This is a genomic window from Chitinophaga qingshengii, assembly GCF_014529935.1.
Taxonomy (GTDB): Bacteria; Bacteroidota; Bacteroidia; order Chitinophagales; family Chitinophagaceae; genus Chitinophaga; species Chitinophaga qingshengii.
Genome location: NZ_JACVFC010000002.1, coordinates 1083282 through 1110195, shown reverse-complemented (window position 1 = coordinate 1110195; position 26914 = coordinate 1083282). Strand labels below are relative to the sequence as shown.

At 49.6% G+C, this 26914-nt stretch carries 13 protein-coding genes; 12 read left to right on the top strand and 1 reads right to left on the bottom strand.

All coding sequences use genetic code 11. The annotated features are described in order from the left end of the window. The first annotated feature begins 13 nt into the window (after window positions 1-13). The 3 genes from ICL07_RS19795 (at window position 14) to ICL07_RS19785 (ending at window position 3291) form a co-directional block, all read left to right on the top strand. Window positions 14-1234 (top strand): DUF5000 domain-containing lipoprotein, encoded by a 1221-nt coding sequence (locus ICL07_RS19795; protein WP_188089748.1) that lies wholly within the window; start codon window positions 14-16, stop codon window positions 1232-1234. Window positions 1235-1249: 15 nt separating this feature from the next. Further along, window positions 1250-1972 carry a DUF4998 domain-containing protein gene (locus ICL07_RS19790; protein ID WP_188089747.1) on the top strand — a complete coding sequence of 241 codons (723 nt, stop codon included), beginning with the start codon at window positions 1250-1252 and terminating at the stop codon, window positions 1970-1972. Window positions 1973-2151: 179 nt separating this feature from the next. Continuing rightward, the gene (locus ICL07_RS19785; RefSeq protein ID WP_188089746.1) at window positions 2152-3291 is read left to right on the top strand and encodes a glycoside hydrolase family 88/105 protein; all 1140 of its coding nucleotides are present in this window, start codon (window positions 2152-2154) and stop codon (window positions 3289-3291) included. Between the two features lie 96 nt (window positions 3292-3387). Here ICL07_RS19785 and ICL07_RS19780 read toward each other — a convergent pair whose 3' ends face one another. Further along, window positions 3388-3675, bottom strand: coding sequence for a hypothetical protein (locus ICL07_RS19780; RefSeq protein ID WP_188089745.1), 288 nt, complete (start codon window positions 3673-3675; stop codon window positions 3388-3390). 244 nt (window positions 3676-3919) lie between these two features. Between ICL07_RS19780 and ICL07_RS19775 the strand changes: the two genes are divergently transcribed. From ICL07_RS19775 to ICL07_RS19735, 9 genes are all read left to right on the top strand, one after another. Further along, window positions 3920-4519, top strand: a complete 600-nt coding sequence (locus ICL07_RS19775) for an RNA polymerase sigma factor (protein ID WP_188089744.1) — start codon at window positions 3920-3922, stop codon at window positions 4517-4519. A gap of 104 nt (window positions 4520-4623) precedes the next feature. Beyond that, window positions 4624-5622: a FecR domain-containing protein gene (locus ICL07_RS19770; RefSeq protein WP_188089743.1), complete on the top strand. Its 999-nt coding sequence runs from the start codon at window positions 4624-4626 to the stop codon at window positions 5620-5622. A gap of 413 nt (window positions 5623-6035) precedes the next feature. Beyond that, a complete protein-coding gene (locus tag ICL07_RS19765; protein ID WP_188089742.1) occupies window positions 6036-9680 on the top strand; it encodes a SusC/RagA family TonB-linked outer membrane protein in 3645 nt (1214 codons plus the stop codon). A 10-nt stretch (window positions 9681-9690) separates the two neighbouring features. After that, window positions 9691-11178 carry a RagB/SusD family nutrient uptake outer membrane protein gene (locus ICL07_RS19760; protein WP_188089741.1) on the top strand — a complete coding sequence of 496 codons (1488 nt, stop codon included), beginning with the start codon at window positions 9691-9693 and terminating at the stop codon, window positions 11176-11178. A gap of 26 nt (window positions 11179-11204) precedes the next feature. Further along, entirely contained in the window at window positions 11205-12104 is a 900-nt protein-coding gene (locus tag ICL07_RS19755) for a zinc-binding metallopeptidase (protein WP_188089740.1), read from the top strand. A gap of 12 nt (window positions 12105-12116) precedes the next feature. Next, a complete protein-coding gene (locus ICL07_RS19750; RefSeq protein WP_188089739.1) occupies window positions 12117-13406 on the top strand; it encodes a DUF4302 domain-containing protein in 1290 nt (429 codons plus the stop codon). Window positions 13407-13448: 42 nt separating this feature from the next. Beyond that, on the top strand, window positions 13449-22388 hold the full coding sequence (locus ICL07_RS19745) for an Ig-like domain-containing protein (protein ID WP_188089738.1): 8940 nt from the start codon (window positions 13449-13451) through the stop codon (window positions 22386-22388). 16 nt (window positions 22389-22404) lie between these two features. Continuing rightward, entirely contained in the window at window positions 22405-22749 is a 345-nt protein-coding gene (locus tag ICL07_RS19740) for a T9SS type A sorting domain-containing protein (RefSeq protein WP_188089737.1), read from the top strand. A gap of 27 nt (window positions 22750-22776) precedes the next feature. Next, a complete protein-coding gene (locus ICL07_RS19735; RefSeq protein ID WP_188089736.1) occupies window positions 22777-26907 on the top strand; it encodes a PKD domain-containing protein in 4131 nt (1376 codons plus the stop codon). Window positions 26908-26914 lie beyond the last annotated feature (7 nt).

Below are 26914 nucleotides of genomic sequence, written 5' to 3'. Positions count from 1 at the left end.
AAAACTTACTGACATGAAACGTTTTCATATCATCTTATGTATGCTGGCCGGGTTCTGGGGTTGTAAACAAGACCAGATGAAACCAGTCTCCAACGATAAAGCACAGCCTAACCCGGTATCCAATCCGGTAGCCGTAGGCATGGCCGGTGCTGCGGAAATTTCCTACTCCCTGCCGGATGATCAGAACCTGTCCTACGTACGGGCGGAATTTGAAATCAATGGCGTGAAAAAGGAAGCGAAATCTTCTTATTTCAAAAGGTCTGTACGGGTGGAAGGTTTCGGGGATACAGCAGAACATACTGTCACCTTATACACCGTTAGCCGTGCAGAGGTAGCTTCTACACCGGTGCAGGTAAAAGTAAGACCCTTGCGGCCGGCTATCTGGAACGTCTACGAGTCCCTGGCGGTAACGGAAGCATTTGGTGGGCTGCAGGTAAAGTTTAACAATGATGATAAAGGGAAGATAGTGATCGTGACCCTGTTGTATGATCCTGCTGCCAAAGAATGGCGGAATGTCAACAACTTCTACTACGGACTGGATTCCGGTAAGTTTACGGTGCGCGGCCTGCAACCTGTAAAACAACAGTTCGGTATTTATATCAAAGACCGCTGGGATAACAAAAGCGATACCCTGAAGTTTGAACTGACACCCATATACGAAGAGGAGCTGGACAAAACGAAGTTCGCCAGCGCTATGAAGAAAAAATATCCCATACCGCAGGTAGCGCCGTTGCCTAAAACGCCGGGCGTACAGATTGCGGAACCCACTAACCTGTCGTCCTGGCCTATTGAAAACATGTGGAACGGTATCGTAGGTAATGAAGGGTACCATACTACAGAGAACAAGGATGTTCCTATCTGGGTCCCGATAGACCTGGGCGTGAAAGCGGTCATCAGCCGGTATAAGATCTGGCAGCGCCAGGCAGGATATATTTACAACCACGGTAATCCGCATGAATGGGAACTGTGGGGTACCAATACGCCCACCGATGTGAACAGCTGGGTGAAGCTGGACCATCAGATTATGGAGAAACCTTCCGGGCTGCCGCTGGGGCAGAATTCCAATGAAGACATCGATGCAGCTGCCGCAGGGCAGGAGTATGAACTGCCGATTGGTTCACCGGCGGTGCGGTATATCGCCTGGAAACACATCGACAGCTGGGCGGCCGTTGATGGTATCATCGGCCATCTTCACATCAGTGAGATCTCGATCTGGGGACAAATCAAAAAATAATCTAAAACACTTATCATGAAAGATATAAAAGGCAGATGGCTGATGGGAGTCATGCTGGTATTACTGGCAGCCTGCACCAAAATGGACGACTCCTACAAACAGTTCCTGGATGGAGGGGAGATCATCTACACCGGTAAAGTGGATTCACTGAAAGTATTTCCCGGTAAAAACCGGGTGTTGCTATCCTGGTACCTGGTGTCTGATCCGAAGATTACCAAATGCCGGGTGTACTGGAACCAGCGCGGCGATTCAGCGGAGGTGGCCGTAAAACGTACAGGCGGTACCGATACCATCCGTTTGTTCCTGGATAAGCTGCCGGAGAATATCTACACCTTCCAGGTATATACCTACGACAATGCAGGACATTCTTCCGTAAAAGAGGAAGTCATCGGTAATGCCTACGGTGACGCCTATATTGCCACTTTGTCCAACCGGCCGGTCCGCTCCGCCAAATACGATGCGGTGAAAAAGGAAACGACCATCTGGTGGTTTGGGGTGAATAACCAGGTACAGAGCGTGGAAATATCGTATACCAACAATGCCGGAGCAGAAACGAAAATGGTGCAGGTCGCTGATAGTGTACCGGCTAATCCGCGTGATCCGCTGGAGTTTCGCGCTTCTGTGAAGTTACCGGATTATAAGGCGGGCACATCCTTGAAATACAGAACATCGTACAAACCGGTCAAAGTAGCGATCGATACTTTTTATACTGCTTATGAAACGCAGGCTGTGCAATAGCCAGTGTTGCGTTGCTGTTTAATCCTATATCGTCCCCGGGCTTTTGCCCGGGGATTTACGATTTCCGGTTGTTATTAAAAAAGGGAATACTTATTTTGGAAGATCATGCGGACGGGAACCTGGCTTTTACGCCTGTCGTATGGTTTTTCCCGTTAGAAACTAAAAAATAATCCACTTATATGAAAACAATGATGGCAGGCCTGTTGACACTGCTGGTGCTCAACACCGATATGGCCGCAGCACAAAAAAAATCTAATGATGGCGATCTGACGCATTTTCCTAAAGGAAGTACGCCGGCCGAAATCGGTAAGCGGGTGGCGGATCGTTTTGTGGCTTCGCCGCATCCCAACTTTGGAAAGCCCACTCCACCTTCCCGCATCACCTATCCGGAAGTTTGCGCGTGGTATGGAGCGCTAACGTTTGCATACGAAAGCCGGGATAAGGGACTGGCCGGGCAACTGACGAAACGTTTCGAGCCTTTCTTTACCACGGAAGCAGCGATAGTACCCGCTCCGGACCATGTGGACCATACCGTTTTCGGTGCGGTGCCATTGGAACTGTATATGCAAACAAAAGACAGCCGTTACCTCGATATGGGGAAAAGGTTTGCAGATAAACAATGGGGAACACCGGAAGGGCCGCATGTAAAACCGGAATCACAGGCATACGCCGACCGCGGACTTACCTGGCAAACAAGAATGTGGATCGATGATATGTTTATGATTACCGCCGTGCAATCGCAGGCATACCGCGCTACCGGCGATAAAGCATACATTGAGCGTGCTGCTAAGGAGATGGTGGTATACCTGGATTCTTTACAACAACCCAACGGGCTGTTTTATCATGCGCCGGATGTGCCTTATTTCTGGGGCCGCGGCGATGGCTGGATGGCTGCAGGGATGAGTGAATTGCTGCGTTCCCTGCCTAAGGATAATCCTAACCGCGAGCGTATCATGAAAGGGTATAAAACCATGATGGCTTCCCTGTTGAAATACCAGGCGCCGGATGGTATGTGGCGGCAGTTGATCGATGATCCGGAAGCGTGGCCCGAAACTTCCAGTACCGGTATGTTCGCTTTCGCGATGATCACCGGCGTAAAAAACGGCTGGCTGGATAAAGCTACCTATGGTCCGGCTGCACGAAAAGCCTGGCTGGCACTGGTAAAATATATCGATGAGAATGCTGATGTGCGGGAAGTATGTGAAGGCACCAATAAAAAGAATAACCGGCAGTACTATCTCGACCGCGGCCGTATTACAGGCGACATGCATGGGCAGGCGCCGTTGTTATGGTGTGCCACGGCATTACTGCGAAAATGATGTTATTTGATTATTTAGCTATTTGGTTATTTAGTAGGTTCTTTATTAATCAGGGGCCACCAAATAACCAAATAGCTAAATAATCAAATAGCTAAATCAATAAATGAGTAAATGAATCGCTTCATCGGTAATCTCTTCATCTTCCTCTCTTTTCTTCTCTTCCGCTTCTGCTGCGGCATCCCGCTTGTCTTCTTCTTCCATTAATTCATCAATTTCCAGGTCATCCTCTTCTTCGTTGAGGAGATCATCAGAAGTATCTTCACTGCGTGATTGCTCGTCCTGGTTACCCCGCTGCGGTACCGGTTCCTGTTGGTGATTGATTACATCATCCGGTTGGATATCATCTTCACGCAGGGGTCCTATAGGTGTTTTTCGCGTAGTCATAGTAGATAGTTTTGCATGGTTACCACCCCAAAGGTACGCCACATTTTGGCAGCAATTTTTTGCTATTACTTCTAACTACGTATATAATAATTTATAATTATAACTAATACGAATTTAATTATTAAATAATAATATTTGTTACTAATTTATACCCTCAATTGAATGGCCATTGTATGGGAAAACCTGGCTTCTTCTTAGCCATATAAATTGTATTCCACGGTATGATTTATATAAAAGAAAAGATATGAACATAACAGATGCTGAATTGGTTTTACGGCTCCGGGACAGCGACGTGAGCGCTTTTGACAGCCTATATGGGAATTATCATCAGGCGGTGTACCGCAATATCCTCAAGTTTGTGAAAGATACTGCTGTGGCGGAAGATATCTTGCAGGAAGTGTTTGCCAGGCTATGGGAGAAGCGGCGCGATATAGAAGCGGAACAATCGGTAGGAGGATGGCTGTTCGTTATCAGTTTCAATTTGTCCGTTAGCTGGGTCCGCAGGAAACTGAAAGAACAGGCGCTGCATAAAAACCTGCTGGACCTGGACCAGGAAGACCACCTGATGATCGACCGCAAGCACCTCGATGAAGAACAGTACAGTTTGCTTGAACAGGCGATTGCGCAATTATCTCCCAAAAAAAGAACCATTGTTACCCGCTGTAAGCTGGAGGGCAAGACCTATGATGAAGTAGCCACTGAACTCAATATTTCCCGTAATACCGTGAAAGAACACCTTTCTGCTGCAATGGCTAAACTAAACGACTATATGTTGCGCAATGGTGACCACCGGTACATTGTGCTGTTCCTTTTTTTCTTTACCTGTCACAACGCTTCCCATTAATTTTCCGACAGGAAAGAATTAGTATAAAATAAATATGTTTTTTCTGTGGAATTCACCCACCCACTTTTTATCAACCTGCGTATTTAAATTAAACCGTCACGATAGTGCACAACAGAAAGGAATACCTCAGACAACTGCTACATACGGAAAACTGGTCTGCCACAGAACAGGAATGGATGCTACAGTACCTGGAAGAAAACGATCTGTCGGACCTGGAAGCGGTTGCCAAAGAATATTTTCAGGCAACAGGCCCGGAAATAAAAGATCTGCTGGACGAACGCATGTCAGCACAACTGCTGAAAAAAATACACCGTCGTGCCGGTATCCCGCAGCCGGGCATCTTCCGGTTGTATGCACGGAGAATAGCTGCCGCTGCAGCCATTGTACTGCTCGCCGGCGCCTCCTGGTACCTGGTTGTCCGCCAGCAGGTAAAACAACTGGTCATGAGCAGCGGTGATCAACATAAAACAGTGACATTGCCCGATGGATCCCTGGTATACCTGGAAAAAAGTTCCAGCATCACCTATCCCGAAAACTTTGGAAAAAAAAACAGAACGCTGCAACTCAATGGTGAAGCCTTCTTTGAGGTGAAGCAGGACAGCAGGCATCCTTTTATGATCTCCTCTGACCTGATCAATACCACTGTACTGGGCACTTCCTTCAACATGGAAGTCCGTAAAAACGGTGTCGCCAAAGTAGTAGTGGTATCCGGTAGCGTACAGGTAAATACCCGCACCGGTGAAACCAACCCGCAGCATCAACTGGTGCTGAGTGCCAACAAAAGCGCGGTATACCACGCCGCTTCCAAAGGCCTGGAACTGATAGATGCCACCGACGATGCCCGCTATTTCCTGCAGAAACGGAACGGAAAATTTATCTATAAAGGACAACCGGTGTCCATGGTACTCAATGACCTGCAACGATTTTATAATGTGCCGGTCAGCGCTGATAAGAAGATAGAACATTGCAGCTTCTTTGGAGACTTTAACACAACGGACGACTTGCAGGAAGCTTTAACACTCATTGCCGTGACCTTGAACGCCAAAATCAAAAAGGATGCTAACGGAAACGGATATGTAATCGTTGATGGCAACTGCCACTAATAACCAATTAAGGAATTACCGTTAACCAAAATCTATTGCAAGATGGAAAACTTGTTTTGTAGCTATTGACCTGACTGATTAAGGAAGAACATAAAAGTTGTATTGCTGGTAAGCTATCCTGTGTAACTTTTAGCCTGGAAATGATTCTCATCCCTGGTTATCTGCCATTGATCGAATACGCCTGTATTCTTTCAACAGGGCCCCTATTACCAATACATTCCCGATATTTTTTCATTTCACAACCAAACTGAATTGCTACTATGGTACATATGACCTCTTTCTTGTCTGGTTAATAATTGTCTTATAGACACTAATAAATAACACTGCACAGCAGAAGGCCCTTTATTGCCCGGTTTTACAGCAAAGCCGGATAGGGATTCCTATTACCCGGAATGAACAAACATTTATTCAATATGCATAGTAAAACCCGATACTACATTTGTTGTCTGACGCTCTTCCTGTCGCTGCTACACTTACAGGCGGGCGCCGCGGATATTCAGGATGCGCTCGAAAAGAAAATCACCCTCCACCTGCATGATGTTGTACTGAAAGATGCGCTGGAGAAAATCAGTAACCTCGCCTCGGTATCCTTCGTATACGTGGGCAGCGAAGTACTCAATGCCAACAAAGTCAGCATCTCCGCCCGCAATGAAAAAGTAGGCGACCTGCTGCATAAGCTACTCACTCCTTACGCCCTGTCCTATAGCGTGATCTACGATCGTATCGTTATCAAACAGGACGCTTCCAAAAAAATAACGGCGTTCCCGGCTATCGCTGCACCGCGACAGGTAGCACCCCGATTCATTGAGGTGAAAGGTATTGTCGTCTCAGAAAAAAAAGAACCACTGCCAGGTGTAACCATACTGGTGAAAGGCTCTTCCAGAGGCACTACTACCAATGCCAAAGGCGAATTTGAAATACATAAGGTCGCCGGCGATGCGGTGCTGGTATTCAACTTCACCGGTTTCAAAATGGAAGAAATACATGCGGGAGAATTCAAAAGCGGCACCATCACTATCACGCTCAAAGAAAAACCTACCCGCCTGCAGGAAGTGGTGGTAACGGGCTTCCAAAGCATCGACAAGAGCAAATTCTCCGGAGCGGCTACCCGCCTCAAAGCGGAAGATGTGAAAATAGATGGTATCACTGATGTAAGCCGTATGCTGGAAGGCCGTGTAGCAGGGGTAGCGATACAGAACGTGTCCGGTACTTTCGGCGCTGCGCCGAAAGTAAGGGTACGTGGCGCTACTTCTATCAACGGTGACAACAAACCCCTCTGGGTAGTGGATGGCGTGGTGCTCGAGGATGTGGTCAACATCTCCAACGATCAGCTGTCCAGCGGTGATCCTACTACCTTACTGGGATCTGCGGTGGCCGGCCTCAACGCCAACGATATCGAAAGTTTTGACATCCTGAAGGATGCGGCTGCTACGGCTTTGTACGGCGCCCGTGCAATGAACGGGGTAGTGGTGATCACTACTAAAAAAGGTCGTGCAGGCAAGCCCGTTATAGCCTACAGCGGCAACTTCAGTACCCAGCTGAAACCGAACTATAACAATTTTAATATCATGAACTCCGGCCAGCAGATGTCTGTGCTGGCGGAGTTGGAACGTAAAGGTATCCTTACTTCGGATATCCTTTCCCGTGGGGATATCGGCGTTTTCGGAAAACTGTATGAACAGCTGGATGCCAATGGTAACGGCGAATTCCCGGTACAAAACGATCCGGCTTCTATGAAGGCTTTCCTGCTGCGTTATGCCAACGCGAATACAGACTGGTTTGGACTGCTGTTCCGCAACAACTTTGTACAGGAACATTCCCTCAGCATTTCTTCCGGTACGGAAAAATCACAATCCTATTTCTCTACCAGCTTCTACAGCGACAACGGCTGGACGCTGGCCGATAAAGTGAACCGCTACACCCTCAATTACCGTAATACCTATAAATTCTCTGACCGGCTGACAGCTGGTTTCTCCACATTGGCATCGGTGCGCCAGCAAAAAGCGCCGGGAGCACTCACCCGTAGCAGTAATCCGGTGGAAGGACAATACGATCGTGATTTTGATATCAACCCGTTCAGCTATTCGCTCAATACCAGTCGCACGCTCACTGCCTATGACCAGAACGGACACCTGGAATATTTCCGCCGCAATTTTGCGCCGTTCAATATCATCAATGAACTGCATAACAACTCGCTTGACCTGAACATGATGGACCTGCGCCTTCAGGGAGATCTGGGTTGGAAACTCACCCGCAACCTGCGTTATGAGTTCACCGGTGCGATCCGCTATGTAAAGTCCTCCCGTGAACACCAGATCACGGAAGCGGCCAATATGGCCAATGCCTACCGTGCTGCCGGCAACGCTACCATTGCGCGGAACAACAAGTTCCTGTACCGCAACCCGGATGATCCGGATGCACAACCGGTGATTGTTCTGCCCGCCGGCGGCTTCTATAACCGCACGGAAGATCAGCTCATGAACTTCGACTTCCGCAATGGTTTAACCTATGCTGATACCTTCGCGCAAAAACATAACATCAACCTGTTGATCGGTCAACAGGTAAAGTATGCCGACCGGCAGAACGCTTCCAATACCGGCTATGGTTACCAATACGATAACGGGGGAACGCCGTTTGTGGATTACCGTATCCTGAAACAAACTATTGAATCCAACTTCCCTTACTACGGAATGGGCCGCGATTTTGACCGCTTTGCGGCTTTTTATGCTTCCGGTACCTATGCCTACAACAACAAATACAACCTCACCGCTACCGGTCGTTATGACGGTTCCAACAGGCTGGGACAATCCCGCAAAGCCCGCTGGTTGCCTACCTGGAGCGTAGCAGGTTCATGGAATATGGATCAGGAACCATTCCTGCAAAAAACGGCCTGGCTCAACTACCTGACGCTGCGAGCCAGCTACGGCCTCACCGCCAGCATGGGCCCGGCAACCAATTCCAACATCGTTTTTAATACCATCAATACCCGCAGGCCTCACCTCAATGAAGTAGAATCGGTGATCAGCCTGGCGCACCTGCAAAACGATGACCTCACCTGGGAAAAGCTCTATACTACCAACATCGGACTGGATGGCGGATTCCTCAACAACCGGCTTAACATCTCACTGGACCTGTACACACGCAAGAGCTTCGACCTCATCAGCATCATCAAAACATCCGGCATAGGTGGCGAAATGTATAAAGCTGCCAACTATGCCGACATGACTTCCAAAGGAATAGAATTACTGATAGGCGGAGATGTAATACGTAAAAAGGACTGGGGTTGGAAGTCCAATATCACTTTCGGCTACAATACCAACAAGATCACCAATGCCAAAAATATCCCGGCCATTTTTGATCTGGTAGTAGCGGAAGGTGGCAACAAAGAAGGATATCCGGTGCATAGCCTGTTTTCATTACAGTACAAAGGCCTCGCTCCGAAAACAGGCATGCCCTCCTTCATCAACCAGGATGGTGTGACGAGTTCTGATGTAAACCTGCAGGACCTGAAAACCGGCAACCTCGTGTATGAAGGCGCGGTAGATCCTCCTATCACAGGTGGTTTCTCTAATACTTTCCGCTACAAGGCCCTTTCACTGAATGTGTTTTTTACCTACCAGTGGGGAAATAAAATCCGCCTGTATCCGGCGTTTAAAACTGCCTATTCCGATCTGGATGCCATGCCTAAAGAGTTCTACGACCGCTGGGTAATGCCGGGTGATGAAAACACCACCCGTGTGCCTTCTATCCTGGATGCCTATGAACAAACGCTGATCCGTGGCGCCTACCCGTACAATAACTATAACTATTCCACCGAGCGTGTGGCGAAAGGTGATTTTATCCGCCTGAAAACGGTGTCGCTTACCTATCAGCTGCCCACCTCCCTGATCCGGCATATAGGCTTCAACAGCATGTCTGTCAGCGGTGCCGCGATTAATCCCTGGTTGATTTATGCAGATAAAAAACTGCATGGCCAGGACCCTGAGTTTTTTAACTCCGGTGGGGTAGCGCAGCCTATCCAGAAGCAATTCACCCTGTCAATAAAAGTTGGTATTTAAAAATGGACCTATGGAACTGAAATATATCACTGTGTCGACTACACGTTTTGTAAGACCCTTGGTGACGGCGGCGCTGACGATAGGCCTGCTCACATTGGGCAGCTGCCGTAAATACCTGGAGCAGGTGCCCGACAGCACCTGGACTAACCTCAGTACACCGGATAAGGTGGCTAAGTTGCTGGGAACGGCTTATCCACAGTCGTCTTATGCCACCATGTGTGAAGCGATGTCTGATAATGTGGCCGATAAAGGCGCCGGCGTAATTGCCCGGCCTAACCAGGACGCCTATTTTTTCCGGGATATACAATCTATTGAACAGGATTCCCCCGAAGCCTACTGGACGGCTTGTTACGTAGCCATTGCGGCTGCCAACCAGGCACTGGAAGCCTGCGATAAGGCGGCGGATAGAAACGCTTATGCCACCCAGCGTGGCGAAGCACTGGTAGCCAGGGCCTATGCGCATTTTATGCTGGTGAATATTTTTTCGAAGATGTATGATGCCGCTACTGCTGCCAATGATCCCGGCATTCCTTATGTCACCGTGCCGGAAACGGTGGTCATCAAACAGTATGACCGCAAAACAGTGGCTTATGTGTACGATATGGTGGAGAAAGACCTGCTGGAAGGCTTGCCGCTGATTAGTGACGATGCATATAAAGTTCCACGTTATCATTTTAACCGCAGCGCTGCCTATGCTTTTGCTACCCGGTTTTATCTCTTCAAAAAAGACTATCCGAAAGTGGTGCAATACGCTGACCAGGCTTTCGCCAACAACGATGTAGCCAGCAATATGCGTGGCTGGAATACCACCTACAGCAGCCTTTCCCCGGAACAGATATTCGACCTCTATGCCAATGCCAAAGAGAACGCGAACCTGCTGCTGGTGGAAACACAATCACTGTATGGCCGCTATGTAGGTCAGTACCGTTACGACCTGGACTACGCTAAACAGCTGCAGATACTGGGTTACAACGTTACCGGCGGCCGCTGGGCGTACCCGCTGTATTACACCGGTTCCCAGAATTACTTCGTCCCCAAGCTGACGGAATATTTTGTGAAGTCTTCTGTAAACGCCACCATTGGTCAGCCTTATGTGATGACGCCCCTGTTCACCACGGAAGAAGTACTCTTTAACCGCGCCGAAGCCAATGCACAAATGGGGAAAACCGCCGCTGCCCTCAAAGACCTCAATCTCTTTGCCAGCAAACGTATCCGCAATTATGATCCATCTGCCAACATCATCACGACCACGGCTATCCGCAATTTCTATGGTCTCACCAACGAAAAGGATGGCCTGATACATACCATCCTGGATTTTAAACGCGTGGAATACCTCCAGGAAGGCATGCGCTGGTTTGATCTGCAACGCTACAAAATGACAGTGGTGCATACCACGCGGCAGGGAGAAGTACTGGAACTGAAAGCGGGTGATAACCGCTGTGTATTCCAAATTCCGCAATCTGCCACCACTTCCGGCCTCGCATTAAACCCGAGATAATTATCAACCAACAAAAATCGCTGTTTATGAAACTCATTCTTCTCGCACTGTCCTTCTTCTTGCTACTGTCCTGCAGCAAGAAAGATGACCTGGGCAAGGTAGACGACATTCCCGGACTGGGAGGCGATACCTGGGTCAAAGGTCCGCTGGACCGCTGGCTCTTCGACACGCTCACCGTTCCTTACAACATCGCTGTGAAATATAAATGGGACCAGTTTGAATTTGAACTGAACAAAGTACTGGTACCTCCCCGTGAAGAGAAAGTCATCCCCGTGATGAGCGCCATCAAAAAGGTATGGATGAATACCTATATCGCGGAAGCCGGTGAGCTGTTTTTCCGCCGCTATTGCCCGAAGTTCTTTATCCTCAGCGGCAGCGCCAGCTGGAACGAAAACGGCACCATTACGCTGGGTACTGCCGAAGGAGGCCGTAAAGTGGTGCTGTACCTGCTCAACGACTTCGTAACGAAGGATATGCCTGGCTACAAGGCCAGCGACTCTGCTATCGTAAAACAGATGTTCCATGTGATAGAACATGAGTTCGGGCATATCCTGCACCAAACCGTGATGTACCCGGTAGAGTTCAAACGTATTTGCGCCGGACTGTATACCGCCAACTGGAATAACATCGACGATATATCCGCTTACCAGGATGGGTTTGTAACGCCTTATGCCATGTCTGGTTATGATGATGATTTTGTGGAGATGATATCCACCATGCTGGTAGAAGGCAAGGTCGGATTCGATAAGATCGTCAACAGTATTCCGCCGGGATACAGTATCAACGGAACGCCACAGGCGGAAGCCAAAGCGAAGCTGCGCAGAAAGGAAGCCATGGTGGTCAGTTATTTCCAGACGGTATGGCATATCGACTTCTATAGCCTGCAAACCCGCACCAGAAGAGAAATTAATAAGCTATTGTATTAACTGTTTATGGGTATGAGAAAAGAACTTTTATACTTATTACTGCTGCTTGCTGGAATCTATTCCTGTAAAAAAGAAACAGATCCGCTGTTCGATAAATCACCGGATGAACGTATCAATGATACGCTGCACCGGTATCAGCAAATACTGACCCAGGCGCCTTATGGCTGGAAAGCACTGGTATATCCGGGCGGCTCTCCCAAATCGGTGTTCAGCTTTTATTTACAGTTCAACGATTCCAATCGCGTGCGTATGTTCAGCGATTTTGAACCGGTGTCCACCTCAACGGTAAAAGAAAGCAGCTGGCGGCTCAAAGCCCTGCAACAGCCCAGTTTGTTATTCGATACCTACTCTTATCTGCATGTACTCTGTGACCCCGATGCCGGTCAGAATGGTGGCAACTACGGCGAAGGCCTTGGTTCCGACTTTGAGTTTGCCATCAATGGCATAACCGGAGACACCCTGGTGCTCACCGGCCGTTTCAACCGCAGCCGTGCCATACTGGTAAAAGCCTCCCAACGGGAGCAGACGGACTATTACCAGCAACATATCAACCGGGGCATTGATAGTATCAACCACATACTGACTTACTTCCGCCAGTTTGCACTTGGCAATGTACGGTATGATGTATCCATAAACATATACACTCACCGTATCGTGTTCACCCGGATCGATAACGGGAAGGTAAAATCCGATACTACCGGCTTCTACTATACGAACAAAGGTATTGTGCTCACGCCGGCTTTTACCGATGGCACAACTACCATCGGCAGCTTCGATGATATCACCTGGGATGGCGGTGCTATCAGGGGAACGGTGAACGGTCAGCCAGCCAGTATAACCGAAACCGTCAGGCCGCTGGCATTGGATATAGCAGCGCCCAAGCGCTGGTATAATTATGCGTTGGACCGTCATCGTTATTGGAACACCCCGGAAGGGTTTATCGTCAATGGTAAACGCGACGCCTATGGGCTTGCCACACTACCGGATTTTGTAGCCGCTACTTACTGGCCGGAAGCTGGCGGTCCCGGTACTGATGCGTTTGGCATCATCGTACCGGAAGACGGACAGCTGACGCTCATGTACGGCGTATTACACAACACACCCACATTCACGAATGATGGCCGCATTGTTTTCCATGACAACAGGCTGTTTGGCGATTTGCCGCCTGACCCCACGCCGTTGGTCCGTACCCGTACGCTGATGGCAGACCCGACAGGCTTTTTCCTGGTGCAAACCAGCGCCAACACCTATGACATGGTCAGTGCCAAAGACGGCAAATCATGGATCTCCTGGGTATTCTGATAAATAGTTACCCCACCTGAAAACCAGCAAATGTTTTTCTATATGAGAAATTATACGCTTTCATTTATCCACAAAACCCTCCTCGTAGCGGCTTTGCTGCTAATATTGGGCGGCCGCCTGCTGGCGCAGACCGATATCAGCATTGGCAACAGTACCTCGGGGAATACCAATACCGGTTATCCGTGTCCGTTACAGGACTACTATGAGGGCAACAGGTCGCAGTTCCTGTATACCGCAGCAGAACTTACTGCTGCCGGTATGGCTCCGGGATATATTACCGGTATCAAGTTCTTTGTTAAAAACCTGAATGATGCCGATGTGATCGAACAATATGGGATCAGCATCGGTAGTACTACTACGGCCTCTTTGAGCGGCACCAGCTGGGAGACCGGCACAACGGTGGTACGCACACCGGCAGATTATACCATTGTGGCCGGTGTCAACAGCTTTCCTTTCAGTAGCAATTTTTTCTGGAATGGAACAGACAATATTGTGATAGAGGTGTGCAGCGGCTCACCGAATTCCACTACCGGCTCTTTTTATTCCTATAATCCGGAAGTGCCTTCCACCACAGGACTTACCTTCAACGGCTCGCATACCTATCGTGCCGATAATGAAGACAATCTGTGCGGAACCGCCAGTACCACCAACAACGGTACCCAAACTTCCCGCCCGGATATCACTTTCTCCTGGATAGCCGCTACTGCCTGTACCGGTACGCCCACCGGCGGTACCGCTGTTACCAGTTCCAGCAGTGTATGCCTTAACGGTAGTTTCGATCTGCGGCTCAACGGCGCTACCGTAGCGTCCGGGCTCACCTATCAGTGGCAACAATCCACCGATAACATTACCTGGACCAACATTACCGGCGCTACCAAAAGTACGCTGACCACCACCCAAAGTGCTACCACCTGGTACCGTTGTGTGGTGACCTGTACCGCTTCCACACAAAGCGCCACCTCCACCGCCGTGAACGTAACATCGCCGGCGCTGGTAACAGGTACTTTTAGTATCAATAAAGCATTACCTACCGGCAGCGGTAACTTCGCTTCCTTTAACGATGCCTATAACTACCTGAAATGTGGTATCAGTGGTCCGGTAGTGTTCAACGTGGTAGCCGGCAGCGGTCCCTATAACGAACAGCTGCTTATGAACCCCATACCGGGGGCTTCCGCTACCAATACCGTCACATTTAACGGTAACGGTGATACGCTGAAGTTTAACGCTACCTCCGCCAACAGAGGAGTGATACAGCTGGACAATGCGGACTATATCACGTTTAATAACCTGGTGATCAAAGCGATGGGCAACGGCACTTCCGGCTACGGCTGGGGAGTATTCCTGACCAACGATGCAGACTTTAATACCATCAGTAACTGTACCATCCTGGTGGATTCTGTTTCTACCAGCAGTACCAATTATGCCGGCATTGTGATCAGCAGCTCCTATTCATCGCCTACCACCACCGGTGATGCAAAATGTGATAACAACACATTCACTGGCAATAAAATCGTGGGTGGATATTATGGTATCGCGCTCACCGGTAGCAGTACCATGGCCAATATGAGCAATAAGATCAGTAATAATACCATTACGGAATTTTATTATGCCGGTATCAATGCGATCGGATCATTTAACACGTTAATTGAAAATAATAACATCAGCCGGCCAGCCAGGTCGGTAGTATCCAGCTTTTATGGTATTTATTTTTCTAACCTGAATACCAAAGCGAATATCACGCGGAACCGCATCAGTAACCCATTTGGTGGCGCGCTGAATAATACCAATGCCAGTTACGGGATTTATTTCTCCGGCACCGATGCGTTGTCGCAACTGGAAAATGTGGTATCCAATAACGTGATCTATAATTTCACCGGTAAGGGAGATGCCTACGGTATCTACAACTCCAGTTCGGACAATGTTTGGTATTTCCACAATACGATTGTGCTGGATGGGACTTCTACCAGTGCTACCACCTATACTACCCGTGGTTTTTACCAGACCTCCCAGGCCGATGGTATTGAGTTTCTCAATAACCTGATTGCAGTTACCCGTGGCGGCGGCGGTAGTAAATACGCGGTATATTTTGGTACCACTACCGGTACCATTCATGCAAACAATAACCTGTATTACATGGCCGCCGCCGGCGGTACCAGTTATACCGGTTACTATACCGCCAACCGCAGCACACTGCTCGATTGGCAGACGGCTTCCCGGCAGGATACCGCATCGCTGTCATCCAACCCGTTATTTGCCGGCGCAGCTGCCGGTAATTATCAGCCTACCAGCGCTTCTATTGACAATAAAGGGTTGCCGGCAGGTATTACCGTGGATATCAACAGTAATACCCGTAGTACTACCACGCCGGATATTGGCGCCTACGAGTTTACACCCGGTCCCTGCACAACACCGCCTACTCCCGGCGATGCTACCGTAGGCGCTACGCCGGTATGTATCAACCGTAAGGTGGCGCTCAGCCTGATCAATAACAGTATCGGCCTGGGACAAACCTACCAATGGCAAACGGCTACGGTGGCGGCGGGACCCTATACGAATATGGGTAACCCGATGACCAACCCGGATACGACTATAACGTCGTCGGCTACCCTGTATTACCGCGTGGCGGTTACCTGTAGCGGTAATACGGCTTATAGCACGCCGGTATTACTGACCGTAAACCCTGCCTTCCCCGGTGGTACCTATACCATCAACAAAGGGGCTCCATCCAGTGCAACCAACTTTGTGAGCTTCAACGCAGCCAAAGCCGCCATGGAATGTGGTATTGCCGGTCCGGTGATATTTAATGTAGTGGCTGGTTCAGGCCCCTATGCGGAACAGTTGATACTGGATTCTATCACCGGTATGTCTGCTACCAATACCGTTACGTTTAACGGTAACGGCAACACGATTAAGTTTGCCCCGACAGACGACAACGAAAGAGCCGTCATTAAACTGCGGGCTGCTGATTACATTACTTTCGATAGCCTTATTATCGATGCCCGCGGCGGTTCCAACGGCTACGGCGTACATATGCTGGCTAACGCCGATAACAACAGGATTACCCGTTGCAGCATCATCATCGACAATACTTCTTCCAGCTCGGGTATGGCAGGTATCGTGATCAATGGCGCTGATGGCAGCACCAGCAGCGGTTCCAATAATGGCTGCGATAACAACCTGCTGCGTGGTAATGATATCAATGGTGGTTACTATGGTATTGTGATCTATGGTTCCAGCTCCTCCGCTGCTACCGGCAACAGGATTGAGAACAATACCATCCGTGAGTTTTACTCCTATGGCGTGTACCTGACTTATGCAGATAATGCGGTGGTGGATCACAACGATATCTTCCGGGCCACCCGCAGCAGCATCTCCTATTCCAACTATGGTATCAGCGTCAACAGCAAAGGCGATGGTGCGGTGATCAGCAATAACCGTATCCATGGTTTGTTTAATGGGGCTCCTGCTACCACCAATTCTTTCTATGGTATAGAGTTTAGCAGTGCTGATGCTATCGCCACCAACCCGGCTAAGATCATCAACAACGTTGTGTATGATATCAAAGGAGGTGGTACACAGCGGGCATTCTATAACTACAGCAGTGACTTTACACTGTATTACCACAATACTGTAGTGCTGAATGATAATACCAATACCGGCAGTGCAGAAACATCCGGTTTGTATCAATCCAGTGCAGTAGCCGGTGTTGAATTCAAGGACAATATCCTGGATATCAGCAGGGCAGGCAGTGGTAGCCGGACAGGGCTTTATATCTCGAATACGGCAGAAATAAAGTCCGATTACAACGACATCTTCGTAAAAAGCAGCCGTAATACCGCTTATACCGGTTATAACGGCACCAACTATATCACCCTGGCCGATTGGCGTGCAGGTGCGAAACTGGACAGCAATTCACTGGCGATACAGCCGGTATTTGCAGATCCTTCTACCGGCAACTTCGCCCCGGTTATTTCCCCGCTGGATAACACCGGTCGGCCGGTAGGCGTTACTACCGATATCCTCGGTGTTAGCCGTAGTGCTACCACGCCGGATATGGGCGCCTTTGAAATCAATATTCCGGAATGTACCTCTCCGCCGGTGGCCGGCGCGGCCACACTGGACCCGACGACGCCTGTTTGTATGGGTACGGCCATCAAACTGGACCTTGCCGGTAACAGCAAAGGTGGTCATCAGACCTATCAATGGCAGGTAGCCGCCAGCGCTGCCGGTCCATGGAAATATGTGAGCGATACCCAGTACGTGAGTGTGTTTAATACCATCGCCGGTGTGGAGAAATACTACCGCTGCGCGGTGGTGTGCAGCAACCGTGATACCGTGTATTCTACACCGGTAGTGGTGAACCTCAACGACCCGTTGCTGGCGGGTACTTATACTATCAATCCGGCGCAACCTTCCAGTACCACCAACTTCCAGTCCTTCGCCGCTGCGGTGTCCAAACTGGAATGCGGTATCGCCGGACCGGTACTCTTCCTCGCTGCAAACGGCACCTATACCGAACAGCTCACCATGCATCATATACCTGGTGCAACGGCAACGAGCAGGGTGACTTTCAGCAGTGCTTCCGGTAATGCGGCAGACGTAACCATCACCTACGCCGGTACTTCTACGCTGAACTACGTGCTGAAGCTGGATAGCGTGGATTACGTGACCTGGAAAAACATCAGCTTTAAACCTACCGGTGCTACGTATGCAAGGGCCGTGGAGTTTGCGAAGAAATCATCCTGGGACAGCCTGTCATTATGTAACATCACTCTGCCGGTGACTACCGCTACCGGCACGAACAGTGCCGGCGTATACGCCAACAACTGTCTGGGTCAGGGTAATGTTATCTCCGGAAATAATATCACCGCAGGCGGTAATGGTGTATACTGGTTGAATAACTATGGAGATAACATCTCTCCCGGTGTTACCATCGACAGTAATACCATCACGAAGACTTACAACTACGGTATCTATGCCGATTATGTAAACAGGCTGATGGTACGTAAGAATACCATCAACCTGAGTGGAGCGCTGGCTTCTACGGTATATGGTATTTATGCAGATGAGAGTGATACCGCCATTACCATTGTACGTAACAAAATCAATATCAGCAATACCACTTCCAAAGGATATGCGATTTACCTCACCTATTGCCAGCCGGGTGCTGAAGCGCCGGGTGTAGTGAATGGCAACGAGATCTATGCGCGTACTGCCAATACAGGCGAACAACGTGGGTTGACATTGACTTCTTCCAGTCGTATCAATGTTAACAACAATGTGGTGAGCATTCATACCACTGCTACCAGTTCGTATGGTCTTTACAGTGAGTATGGTAAAAACCTTAATTATCTGAATAACAGTATCCTGAATACTTCTACCGGCAATAGCAACCACTATGCGGCTTACTTCTCGCATACTTCTTCTTCCGCTTCACCGGTGAAAGTCAGGAACAACATTTTCGCAGCCGATACCGGTCGCGCGACGTACATCGCTAATCCGAATTTTGTGAACAGCGATTACAATACGTTGTATACCGCCGGTTCCGTGCTGGTACGGCAAAATACGCCTGCTGCTTCTTACGGCACGCTGGCGGCATATCGTACCGGTAGCGGTCTGGATGCGAATTCCATCGTGTATAAACCGGCCTTCGTCAGCAGCAGCGACCTGCATCCGGTGCTCAGTGATCCGGAGGTATGGGCTATTCATGGCCGCGGGGTACAGGTTCCGGGCAACGATAAGGATATCAATGGTGATCCGAGACCGGTGACTTTACAGGAGGGCGTACCGGATATGGGCGCTTATGAGTTCCTGCCTACCTCCGTGCCACCGGCATTGCCTGCCTTCCCGGCGACGCCGGCAGCAGGTGTTACCCAAACCTTTATGTTCGGTACAGACACCGTTACCAAGATCACCTGGAACAACGCTACGTTGCCATCTAACATGACCGTGCGCCGCTACTCCGGTGTAAAACCACCGAATGTCGCAACAGGAACGGACTTCATGTATTTCTATACAGACGTGGACGTGACTCCTGGCAGTGGTGTGTATAACTTCAATATCCAGCAGTACTACCTGGATCCATGGCAGGGTTATATCAAACGGCAGAAGGATATCCGGTTGGCAAGGACCGACAGTACAGATACCTGGATAACGGATTCCCTGAGCAGGGTAGATGATCTTGCCAATGTGATCACCGACAGTACATTGCATTATTTCGATAAGTTCACAGGGCTGAATGGCGGTATCAATACTCCGCAGCAGTTACAGCCGGCAGACAGCTCCAACAGAGGCACCCGTTTCTGGGTAGGGTATGGCCACCACCAGTTCTTTACCGGTGATAACAGCCAGCAGATGGTGTTGTACCTGAATGCGAAAGACTCGGCCAACGTGACCGTTCGTGTAAACGGTACCTCCTGGGTACGCACCTACCACATACCGGCCAATAAAACCATCACTACGGAAGTGATGCCTAAAGGCGGCTCCAACGATGCGCGCCTGCTGGATGAAGGCTGGTCCGACAGAGGTATCAGCATTGAAAGTGACATACCCATTGTGGCCTATGCGCATATCTACGGCAGCGCCTCTTCCGGTGCTACCATGCTGTTGCCCGTAGGGACCTATGGTTACGATTATTACGCACTTACCTCCCGGCAGAACTATTCTACCGATACCTATTCCTGGTTCTATGTGATGGCGGATTATGATAATACCACGGTGGAAATAACGCCCAGCGTACCTACGCTGACAGGCAGACCTGCCAACCAGACGTTTACCGTAACGCTCAACAAAGGGGAAGTATACCAGGTATTAGGTGCATTGCAGAGTGGTAGCGAAGGATACGATGTTTCCGGCAGCCATGTACGTTCTATCGTTAACAGCGATGGCAAGTGTTTCCCGGTAGCTGTATTCTCCGGCAGCAGCCGCACGGGTATCGGTTGCGATGGCAGCGCTGGTTCTTCCGGCGATAATATCATCCAGCAGAACTTCCCGTCACAGGCATGGGGCAAAAAATACCTGACAGCGCCTACTTCCATTGATGATGACGCCGCCAGTTTCATGACGAATATTTACCGGGTACTGGTGAAAGATACTGCTACCGTGGTAAAAGTGAATGGCATACAACTGAGAGGGCTGATCAATAAACGTTTCTATCAGTATCAAAGTAATACTGCTGATTATATCGAAGCCAGTCAGCCGGTGATGGTGGCGCAGTATATGTCGTCCAGTGGATCCTGTGACAATACCTGGGGAGATGGTGATCCGGAAATGATCTACATCAGCCCATTGGAGCAGGGTATCAAAGCCGTTGGCCTGTACCGCAACACGGTAGAGTCTATTAATACCAACTATCTTACCCTCATCATACCAACAGGCGGATTGAGTTCTTTACGAATTGATGGTACTAACCTCTTTGACCACACCTATGCACATCCTAACCTTAGCGGTTATACGGTGGTGGTGAAAAGGTGGGATGCCGCAGCTGCACAATGTAATGTAGTGAGTGACTCCGCCTTTACTGCCATCACTTATGGATTGGGCAGCGTGGAAAGTTATGGTTACAATGCCGGAACATTGGTAAAGAATCTCAATATCCTGCCGGCCTTCAGCAACGTGCTGAACCCGTCAACCGGCAGTAACAACACGTATACCTGCGTGAAAACCCCGTTCCGTTTCTCTATGCTGATACCGGTGAAACCCACCGTACTCACCTGGAAACTGAGCGCGGTGAAAAATCTGACACCGGCAGTGGACGTAGTACAAAACAATCCGGTTCCCAAAGACTCGATCACCGCCAACGAAAGGACTTACTACCGTTATGTGCTGCCGGATGATTACGTCTTCTCCGCACCGGGTACCTATTATGTACCTATCCAGATTTCCCATCCGGATATAGAAAGCTGTAACAACAGCTTTGAGGCTGTCCTCTCCATAAAAGTAATACCCGCTCCGGTAGTGGATTTCACAACTGCCTACTCCGGTTGTATCGGCGATGCAGCCCAGTTCACCGGCAGTGCCACTACCAGCAACAATGTGGGTATCAACAGCTGGAACTGGAATTTCGGGGATACTACTGCCGCTTACCGGAAAGACACCACCAAACAATTTAAATATCCGGGCATTCACAAGGTGAAACTGAGCATTGTTGCAGCTGAAGGATGTATCGGTGATACGACAAAAGAAGTGGAAGTATATGGCCCTGGCATCGCTGTGGTAGTGAAAGACTCCATGACTGTCTGCAGTGGTACCGATGTGTCGCTGGCCGTAAAAGATCCGGAAGCTGGTGTGCTGTACAACTGGTACGACGCGCCTACAGGTGGTAACCTGCTGTTTACCGGTAACGTATACACGATAACAGCAATCACCGTCAGTGGCAACTATTATCTCGAAGCGATTAATCATGGTTGCCCGGGAGACCACCGTGCGAAGGTGGTGGTACATGTGCTGCCATTGCTGGCTACACCGGTTGTAAAAGTAGATACCGTTGGCGTGAATATGATCCGCTTCAAATGGGATGCTGTGCCCAATGCTACCGGCTATGAAGTATCTACCGACGGTGGCCTTACGTGGACGCCGCCATCATCCGGAAGAGAAGGCCTGGAGCATTTGATCACCGGCCTGCAGCCAACCCAGACCGTAAAACTGATCGTGAAAGTACGGGGTTGTGAAGACAAAATATCCGACCCGGCGGAAGGTAAAACCCTGCCGGATGGTATCTACATCCCCAATGCGTTCACACCAAACAATGACGCCAAGAATGACGTGCTGAAAGTGTATGGTTATATCATCAACAAACTGCATATCGCCATATTCGATCAGTGGGGTGAGAAAGTGTTTGAGTCCAACAGCCAGGACATAGGATGGGACGGTACTTACAAAGGTAAACCGATGCCTTCCGGTGTATACGTCTACGTATGTCACCTGGTGTTGAAAGATGGTACCAGCGTAGAGAAAAAAGGTGTCGTTAATCTGATCCGATAACTGAAAACGAAAGGTGATGAAAACAAACTTGCTTGCTTTCATAATATCAGCTGCGTTGCTGCATGGGGGAATAACCCGTGCAGCAGCCCACAGCTGCCGGCAGGGAATAGACAGCCTGCTCAACGCCGCCCGCACCATCACTGCCTATCCTAATCCCGCTACGGCATCGGTACATATAAAATCCGTGAAGAACCTGCGGGAGCTGGTTATTTACGCCCTCGATGGCCGGCAGGTGAGACGGGTAGCATTACCGGGGAAAGACCACCTGGTACAGGTATCAGGCCTGGAACAGGGACCTTATTTATTGCGGGCATTATTTGAGGACGGAACAAGGACTTCAAAGATGATCATCAAACAATAATCATTTCATGATGAAAAATTGTACAAGATGTTAACCAAAATATCCCATCATCCTGCCAGCCGACTGCTACAGCGATGTGTCATAACCATATCTGTGTTAGTGTTGCAGTTCGTAGCCTTTAGTTCACACGCCCAGAATCTTTCCAACAAAGGGAAGGACTTCTGGGTTGGCTACGGACATCATCAGTTCATGGAGCCGGGAGGCGGTAACTCCCAGGAAATGATCCTGTACCTGAGTGCCGAGCAACCTGCTACGGTCACCGTTACCATTAACGGTACCGCCTGGACGCGCACTTACAACATCCCTGCCAACACCGTTATTGCTTCGGACCTGATTCCTAAAACGGGCGGCTTCGATGCCCGCTTGTATTCACCACCGCCGTCTTTCGGCGGTACCGGTGGGGAAGGTACGTTCAATAACAAAGCCATTCATATTCACAGTAACGTGCCGATAGTGGCCTATGCACATATTTTCGGCAGTGCTTCTTCCGGTGCTACTATGCTGATGCCGGAGGAAACATGGGGCTATTCCTATATCTCCGTCAACAGTCAGCAGGACTATGCCTCCGATTGTTTTTCCTGGATGTTTGTAGTGGCCAACCAGAATAATACGGTTGTAGAAATTACCCCTTCCGTATTGACCCGCAACGGCCGTGCTCCGGGCGTTCCTTTCACGGTAACGCTTAACCGGGGAGATATCTACCAGCTGGTAGGCGCTTCGCTGGGCGGTTCCAAGGGAAGGGAGCTAACCGGTACAACGGTGAAGTCTATAGGAAATTCAATCGGAGAATGTTATCCGGTGGCTGTATTCTCCGGTAGTAGCCGTACCGCGCAGTCGTGTACCAACAGCGGGGGAAGTGGGGACAATAATATCCAGCAGGTATTTCCTTTCCAGGCCTGGGGCAAACGTTACCTGACCGCGCCTTATTCTCATTCGGCTACGCCTACATCCAACCAGTATTCGATGTTTAAAGTGGTGGTGAAAGACCCTACTACCGTGGTGAAGATGAACGGCGCCAACATGCCTGGTCCCTTGATTGCTAATTCCTATTACGAATATAAAAGTAATACCGCCGATTACATAGAAGCCGATAAACCCGTACTGGTAGCGCAATACATGCCTTCTTCCGGTTCCTGCGGTAACACTGACCCGCTGGGTGATCCGGAAATGGTTTATCTCAGTCCGATTGAGCAGGCTATTAAAAGAACCGGTTTTTACCGTAATAACCGCGAGTTTATCACCGTCAATTACCTCACGCTGATTATACCTACCGGCGGTATCAGTTCGTTGCTGATTGATGGTAATCCTACGTTTAATACTTCTTATCCGCATCCCAATATGCCGGGTTATTCCGTAGTGGTGAAACGTTGGAATGCATCACAGGCGCAGTGTATTGTTACCAGTGATTCCGCTTTTACGGCTACTACCTATGGGTTGGGCAGCGTGGAAAGTTACGGGTACAATGCCGGTACTATGATCAACAACCTCAATGCAGTAGGGGCTATTCACAACGAATACGATACTTCCAAAGCCAGCAATGATTTTACCTGTACGCAAACGCCGGTGGAACTGTCTATCCTGATGGCTTATAAGCCTACGAAGATGGTGTGGAAACTGAGCCTGCTGGGTGCAGCTATTACACCCAATGCAGATGTTACCGTGAACGCGCCGGTACCAGTTGCTACCGTGGTGATCAACGGTATCACTTACTATAAATATACCTTGCCAGGCACTTATAAATTCGCCGGCACCGGAGAGTTTGATATCACGGTCATGTCTACCCATCCGTCCATTGAGAACTGTACCAATACGGAAAAAGTAGGGTATACTATTTCGGTAAAAACGAAGCCCCGTGCTATTTCCAGCTATACGTACACGGGTTGTACGTTAGATAGTGCCATCTTTAAGGGAGATAATAATCAGCCTGATTATAAAATAAACCGTTGGAAATGGGAATTCCCCGGTCCGGCTGTAGACAGCGGAATTGAAGTGCATCATGCTTTTCAACCGGGACCCGCCAATGTAAAACTGACGGTGATATCTGCCGACGGTTGTGTGGGAGACACCGCTTTTCAGGTGACTGCCTCCGCCAAACCAGTGGCGAATTTCGCCAGCGATGTACCTGCCTTGTGTGAAGGCGCACCGGTGAAACTGACAGACAACTCCACCTATGGCGGCACTGCGCCATTGAAGGAATGGTACTGGGATTTTGGTAACGACTCGGTGACGAAAGCCACTACCAACGCACCACAGTCTATGACCTATAATGGATTCAAAACGTATACGGTTAAACATGTGGTAAAAGTGAGCGACCTGTGTATCAGTGATACCGCTACCAAAACTATTACCGTGTATGCCAAGCCACATGCAGCCTTTACCTTCCCGGGCGACTGTCTGCCGGTAGATGGTGTGGTACAGTTTACCAGCACCGCTACCGTACCCGATGCCCAAACGCTTGCCGGCCACAGCTGGGATTTTGGTGATGCCGGCGCTACGCCCGCTAATCCGAATACGTCGTTGTTGCCGTCGCCTTCACACGCCTATACGAAGTTTGGTACCTACAATATCAAATACCAGGTTACTACCGATAAAGGCTGTACGAAGGATACTACCATCGCAGCCAGCTTTAAACTAAAGCCACAATTGGCCTATGCGCCGGTAAATGGTATATGCGTGAACGTGAAAGGAAGCATTAAAGTGGCTAACGCTACCGTGCAGAACGGGGTAACCGGTAAAGGCTACTATAAAGGCCCTGGTACCGATTCTTCCGGGAACTTCACCCCATCGGTGGCCGGCGCCGGTACCCATAAGATCTGGTTTGTGTTTGACGCCAGCACCGGTTGTACGGACTCCGTTGCTACTGATATGATCGTGTATCCGAAGCCGGTAGCTGGTTTTACCGCGGCTGCCAGCGTGTGCCTCGGGCAGCCTGCGGCGATCACCGATCAATCTACCATCAGCAGCGGTACTATTATCTCCTGGAAGTGGGATGACGGTAATGGTAAACAGACCGTCGCCAGTAATAATAATCCATTTAATGTGCTGTACCCTGCCGACGGTAACTATACCGTTAAACTGGTGGCCATCAGCGACCATCAATGTGCCAGCGATACCGCTACCGCCCCGGTGGCGGTACATCCGTTGCCGGAAGTGAATTTCCAGTTACCCGCTTCCGTGTGTATGCCGGAAGGTAGCGCGAAGTTCACCAATCTGAGTACGGTGAAGGACAATTCCGCCCTTACCTGGCAGTGGAACTTCGGGGATGCCAGCGCTACCTCTGCGTTGAAAGATCCGCTCCATAACTATACCGCCTATGGGCCATTTGATGTAGTGCTCACCGCCACCTCTGCATTTGGTTGCACCGGTAATACGACCAAACGGCTGGAAGCCTTCTTCGGTCAGCCGGTTGCGGCTTTCAAAGTATCACCAGACACCCTGTGCCAGGGAACAGATAACATCTTCACAGATCAAAGTACTGATGCCAGCAGTAATATCAACAGCTGGGCCTGGGAATTCGGGGATGGCAGTACCGCTACCGCGCAGAACCCGGTGAAAAAATTCACCGAGCCTGGCGAATATACCGTACAACTGAAGGTTACTAACGTGGCCGGATGTACGTCCGCGCCTTTCAGCAGCAAAGTGGTGGTATACCTGCAACCGGTGATTGATGCCGGCCAGTCCTTTGTGGTGCCGCAGGGTACCGTGATCACTTTCAGGCCTACGGCCAATGATTCCGTGAACCTGAAGTTCCGTTGGGAACCGGCGGCCGACTTCCCCAATCCGACGCTGTTGTCGCCTTCTATTCCGGCTTTACATGATCAGGTGTATACGTTGACCGCTATCGGTAAACATAACTGTATCGCCAGCGATCAGCTGTCTGTCAAGGTGCTGAAACCAGTGAACCCGCCGAATGCTTTCTCTCCCAATGGAGATAACATCAACGACAAATGGGTGATCTACAACCTGAGCGACTATCCTGGCAGCAAGGTGGAAGTGTTCAACCGCTATGGACAGCGGGTGTACCAGTCCAACGGTTATGCACAGCCCTGGGACGGCAGTTTCAAAGGAAACCCGTTGCCGGTAGGTACCTACTATTACGTCATCACCCTTCACAGTGGATTTGCACCACTTACCGGGTACGTGGCTATCATCCGATAACGAACAT

What these genes read in the sequence shown, in the direction of transcription:
- ICL07_RS19795 (WP_188089748.1), top strand. Translation starts at nt 14, where the DNA reads ATGAAACGTTTTCATATCATCTTATGTATGCTGGCCGGGTTCTGGGGT.
- ICL07_RS19790 (WP_188089747.1), top strand. Translation starts at nt 1,250, where the DNA reads ATGAAAGATATAAAAGGCAGATGGCTGATGGGAGTCATGCTGGTATTA.
- ICL07_RS19785 (WP_188089746.1), top strand. Translation starts at nt 2,152, where the DNA reads ATGAAAACAATGATGGCAGGCCTGTTGACACTGCTGGTGCTCAACACC.
- ICL07_RS19780 (WP_188089745.1), bottom strand. Translation starts at nt 3,675, where the DNA reads ATGACTACGCGAAAAACACCTATAGGACCCCTGCGTGAAGATGATATC.
- ICL07_RS19775 (WP_188089744.1), top strand. Translation starts at nt 3,920, where the DNA reads ATGAACATAACAGATGCTGAATTGGTTTTACGGCTCCGGGACAGCGAC.
- ICL07_RS19765 (WP_188089742.1), top strand. Translation starts at nt 6,036, where the DNA reads ATGCATAGTAAAACCCGATACTACATTTGTTGTCTGACGCTCTTCCTG.
- ICL07_RS19760 (WP_188089741.1), top strand. Translation starts at nt 9,691, where the DNA reads ATGGAACTGAAATATATCACTGTGTCGACTACACGTTTTGTAAGACCC.
- ICL07_RS19755 (WP_188089740.1), top strand. Translation starts at nt 11,205, where the DNA reads ATGAAACTCATTCTTCTCGCACTGTCCTTCTTCTTGCTACTGTCCTGC.
- ICL07_RS19750 (WP_188089739.1), top strand. Translation starts at nt 12,117, where the DNA reads ATGAGAAAAGAACTTTTATACTTATTACTGCTGCTTGCTGGAATCTAT.
- ICL07_RS19745 (WP_188089738.1), top strand. Translation starts at nt 13,449, where the DNA reads ATGAGAAATTATACGCTTTCATTTATCCACAAAACCCTCCTCGTAGCG.
- ICL07_RS19740 (WP_188089737.1), top strand. Translation starts at nt 22,405, where the DNA reads ATGAAAACAAACTTGCTTGCTTTCATAATATCAGCTGCGTTGCTGCAT.
- ICL07_RS19735 (WP_188089736.1), top strand. Translation starts at nt 22,777, where the DNA reads ATGTTAACCAAAATATCCCATCATCCTGCCAGCCGACTGCTACAGCGA.